Annotated in this window: 2 rRNA genes; both read right to left on the reverse strand. The window is 55.1% G+C overall.

The features are described from left to right. Window positions 1-50: 50 nt before the first annotated feature. Window positions 51-3,205, reverse strand: a 23S ribosomal RNA gene (locus CH266_RS03215). A 340-nt stretch (window positions 3,206-3,545) separates the two neighbouring features. Continuing rightward, window positions 3,546-5,063: ribosomal RNA gene (locus tag CH266_RS03220) — 16S ribosomal RNA — on the reverse strand. Together the 16S and 23S rRNA genes form the textbook arrangement of a ribosomal RNA operon. Window positions 5,064-5,272 lie beyond the last annotated feature (209 nt).

A 5,272-nucleotide genomic window follows, 5' to 3' on the forward strand; every position in this document is an offset into this window, starting at 1 on the left:
AACTACTCGTGTGTTGTTTCAGATATTGCACAGTGGACGCGTAGCTTCTTTGTGGTAAGTCCTCGGCCTATTAGTACCAGTCACCTGCATACATTGCTGTACTTCCAGTTCTGGCCTATCAACCCGGTGGTCTGCCGGGGGCCTTACCCCCTCGAGGGGGTGAGAAACCTCATCTTGGAACAGGCTTCCCGCTTAGATGCTTTCAGCGGTTATCCCTTCCGAACGTAGCCAACCAGCGGTGCTCCTGGTGGAACAACTGGCACACCAGAGGTTCGTCCGTCCCGGTCCTCTCGTACTAGGGACAGCCTTCCTCAAGTTTCTTACGCGCGCGGCGGATAGAGACCGAACTGTCTCACGACGTTCTAAACCCAGCTCGCGTGCCGCTTTAATGGGCGAACAGCCCAACCCTTGGGACCTACTCCAGCCCCAGGATGCGACGAGCCGACATCGAGGTGCCAAACCATCCCGTCGATATGGACTCTTGGGGAAGATCAGCCTGTTATCCCCGGGGTACCTTTTATCCGTTGAGCGACACCGCTTCCACTTGCCGGTGCCGGATCACTAGTCCCGACTTTCGTCCCTGCTCGACTTGTCAGTCTCACAGTCAAGCTCCCTTGTGCACTTGCACTCGACACCTGATTGCCAACCAGGCTGAGGGAACCTTTGGGCGCCTCCGTTACATTTTAGGAGGCAACCGCCCCAGTTAAACTACCCACCAGGCACTGTCCCTGAACCAGATCATGGTCCGAGGTTGAGGTATCCAATACGATCAGAGTGGTATTTCAACAACGACTCCACAGTAACTGGCGTCACCGCTTCACAGTCTCCCACCTATCCTACACAAACCGAACCGAACACCAATACCAAGCTGTAGTGAAGGTCCCGGGGTCTTTTCGTCCTGCCGCGCGTAACGAGCATCTTTACTCGTAATGCAATTTCGCCGAGTCTATGGTTGAGACAGCTGAGAAGTCGTTACGCCATTCGTGCAGGTCGGAACTTACCCGACAAGGAATTTCGCTACCTTAGGATGGTTATAGTTACCACCGCCGTTTACTGGGGCTTAAATTCTCAGCTTCGCCATTACTGGCTAACCGGTCCTCTTAACCTTCCAGCACCGGGCAGGCGTCAGTCCGTATACATCGTCTTACGACTTCGCACGGACCTGTGTTTTTAGTAAACAGTCGCTTCTCACTGGTCTCTGCGGCCCACACCAGCTCAGGAAGCAAGTTCCATCACCGGCAGGGGCCCCCCTTCTCCCGAAGTTACGGGGGCATTTTGCCGAGTTCCTTAACCATAGTTATCTCGATCGCCTTAGTATTCTCTACCTGACCACCTGTGTCGGTTTGGGGTACGGGCCGTGTAACAACTCACTAGAGGCTTTTCTCGGCAGCATAGGATCACTGAATTCGCCTCAATCGGCTACGCATCACCTCTCAGGCTTCATGAACGGCGGATTTGCCTACCGTTCGCCCTACAGGCTTACACCAGTACAACCACTGACTGGCCCAGCTACCTTCCTGCGTCACCCCATCGCTTGGCTACTACCAGATCAGGTCCCACGCATCCACCACACGCCTCACTCTCGAAAGAGATCGGTCATATGGATTCAGGGTGGTTAGTGTCACTGATTCACCATGGGCGCGGTTACACGGGTACGGGAATATCAACCCGTTGTCCATCGGCTACGCCTGTCGGCCTCGTCTTAGGTCCCGACTCACCCTGGGCGGATTAACCTGGCCCAGGAACCCTTGGTCATTCGGCGGACGAGTTTCTCACTCGTCTTTCGCTACTCATGCCTGCATTCTCACTCGCGCAGCCTCCACACCTGGATCACTCCGATGCTTCCATGGCTGCACGACGCTCCCCTACCCACCCACACACCTGGCTGAACCCTCGCAAGGATTCAGCGGGCTATTGTGTGAGTGCCGCAGCTTCGGTGGTGTACTTGAGCCCCGCTACATTGTCGGCGCAGGATCACTTGACCAGTGAGCTATTACGCACTCTTTCAAGGGTGGCTGCTTCTAAGCCAACCTCCTGGTTGTCTTCGCGACCCCACATCCTTTTCCACTTAGTACACGCTTAGGGACCTTAGCTGGCGATCTGGGCTGTTTCCCTCTCGACTACGAACCTTATCGCCCGCAGTCTCACTGCCACGCTCTCACTCACCGGCATTCGGAGTTTGGCTGATTTCGGTAAGCTTGTAGGCCCCCTAGACCATCCAGTAGCTCTACCTCCGGTGAGAAACACGTGACGCTGCACCTAAATGCATTTCGGGGAGAACCAGCTATCACGGAGTTTGATTGGCCTTTCACCCCTACCCACAACTCATCCCCTCAGTTTTCAACCTAAGTGGGTTCGGTCCTCCACGACGTCTTACCGTCGCTTCAACCTGGCCATGGGTAGATCACTCCGCTTCGGGTCTAGAACACGCCACTACACCACACAAGGTGGATACGCCCTATTCGGACTCGCTTTCGCTACGGCTACCCCACACGGGTTAACCTCGCGACATGCCACTAACTCGCAGGCTCATTCTTCAAAAGGCACGCCATCACCAGCCATGACAAGTCATGCACCGGCTTTGACGGATTGTAAGCGCACGGTTTCAGGTACTATTTCACTCCCCTCCCGGGGTACTTTTCACCTTTCCCTCACGGTACTAGTCCGCTATCGGTCACCAGGGAGTATTCAGGCTTATCGGGTGGTCCCGACAGATTCACAGCAGATTTCACGGGCCCGCTGCTACTTGGGTATCCACAACGACAGTTGCAATGTTTTCGTCTACGGGACTCTCACCCTCTACGACAGGCCGTTCCAGACCACTTCGACTAACACCACAATTTCTCACTGTCGGCCGATCCGGCAGAATCGACAATGCAAACCCCACAACCCTCCATACGCAACCCCTGCCGGGTATCACACGCACAAAGTTTGGCCTCATCCGCTTTCGCTCGCCACTACTCACGGAATCACTATTGTTTTCTCTTCCTGTGGGTACTGAGATGTTTCACTTCCCCACGTTCCCTCCACACACCCTATATATTCAGATGCGGGTAACACGACATCACTCGTGCTGGGTTTCCCCATTCGGACACCCTCGGATCACAGCTCGGTTGACAGCTCCCCGAGGCTTATCGCAGCCTCCTACGTCCTTCATCGGCTCCTGGTGCCAAGGCATCCACCGTACGCTCTTCATTACTTACAACAAAGATGCTCGCGTCCACTGTGCAATTCTCAAACAACACACACAACCCAGACTCACAGCAGCACCAGCCACTTCCCGAAAGAAGCGCGGTATGACCACCATCTGAATTCTGTATATGTCTTGCCTTGAAAGAAACATGCTTTCGCGTGTTCTCTCAGGACCCAACAGTGCATCGATATAGTCCCTGCCGGCGAAACATGGTTTCGCGTTCTACAGGAACTGGTTGTCAGTGTTCCACCCGTGAGCTCCCGCCGTTCCACGTGTGGGAACGAAACGGTCTCTGCCAGTCCATCATCCGAGCACCTGTGTGCTGGTACATGTTCTGGAGAATGCTCCTTAGAAAGGAGGTGATCCAGCCGCACCTTCCGGTACGGCTACCTTGTTACGACTTCGTCCCAATCGCCGATCCCACCTTCGACGGCTCCCTCCCACAAGGGGTTAGGCCACCGGCTTCGGGTGTTACCGACTTTCATGACGTGACGGGCGGTGTGTACAAGGCCCGGGAACGTATTCACCGCAGCGTTGCTGATCTGCGATTACTAGCGACTCCGACTTCACGGGGTCGAGTTGCAGACCCCGATCCGAACTGAGACCAGCTTTAAGGGATTCGCTCCACCTCACGGTCTCGCAGCCCTCTGTACTGGCCATTGTAGCATGTGTGAAGCCCTGGACATAAGGGGCATGATGACTTGACGTCGTCCCCACCTTCCTCCGAGTTGACCCCGGCAGTCTCTTACGAGTCCCCACCATTACGTGCTGGCAACATAAGACAAGGGTTGCGCTCGTTGCGGGACTTAACCCAACATCTCACGACACGAGCTGACGACAGCCATGCACCACCTGTACACCGACCACAAGGGGGACCGTATCTCTACGGTTTTCCGGTGTATGTCAAACCCAGGTAAGGTTCTTCGCGTTGCATCGAATTAATCCACATGCTCCGCCGCTTGTGCGGGCCCCCGTCAATTCCTTTGAGTTTTAGCCTTGCGGCCGTACTCCCCAGGCGGGGCGCTTAATGCGTTAGCTACGGCACAGATCCCGTGGAAGGAACCCACACCTAGCGCCCACCGTTTACGGCGTGGACTACCAGGGTATCTAATCCTGTTTGCTACCCACGCTTTCGTTCCTCAGCGTCAGTTGTTTCCCAGAGACCCGCCTTCGCCACCGGTGTTCCTCCTGATATCTGCGCATTTCACCGCTACACCAGGAATTCCAGTCTCCCCTGAAACACTCAAGTCTGCCCGTATCGCCTGCAAGCCCGAAGTTGAGCCCCGGGTTTTCACAAACGACGCGACAAACCGCCTACGAACTCTTTACGCCCAGTAATTCCGGACAACGCTCGCACCCTACGTATTACCGCGGCTGCTGGCACGTAGTTAGCCGGTGCTTCTTCTGCAGGTACCGTCACTCACGCTTCGTCCCTGCTGAAAGAGGTTTACAACCCGAAGGCCTTCATCCCTCACGCGGCGTCGCTGCATCAGGCTTCCGCCCATTGTGCAATATTCCCCACTGCTGCCTCCCGTAGGAGTCTGGGCCGTGTCTCAGTCCCAGTGTGGCCGGTCACCCTCTCAGGTCGGCTACCCGTCGTCGCCTTGGTAGGCCATTACCCCACCAACAAGCTGATAGGCCGCGGGCCCATCCTGCACCGATAAATCTTTCCACCACACACCATGCGGCATGCGGTCATATCCGGTATTAGACCCAGTTTCCCAAGCTTATCCCAGAGTGCAGGGCAGATCACCCACGTGTTACTCACCCGTTCGCCGCTCGTGTACCCCGAAAGGCCTTACCGCTCGACTTGCATGTGTTAAGCACGCCGCCAGCGTTCGTCCTGAGCCAGGATCAAACTCTCCGTAAAAGACTCTCGATCAACAGTCGAAACTGCAAATCAGTCATAAACATAAAGAGTCAAATCACTAGCAAATAAACTCAACTAGCATTTTTGAAACAGCACTCGACAACAACCACCACAAGCGGATGGCTGATACATCGAATGCTTTCACCAAATAAAATTCGGCACTGACATTCATCGACACACTGTTGAGTTCTCAAAGAACACGCACACAC

The sequence above is a fragment of the Rhodococcus sp. 06-1474-1B genome (assembly GCF_002258885.1).
Classification (GTDB): domain Bacteria; phylum Actinomycetota; class Actinomycetes; order Mycobacteriales; family Mycobacteriaceae; genus Rhodococcoides; species Rhodococcoides fascians.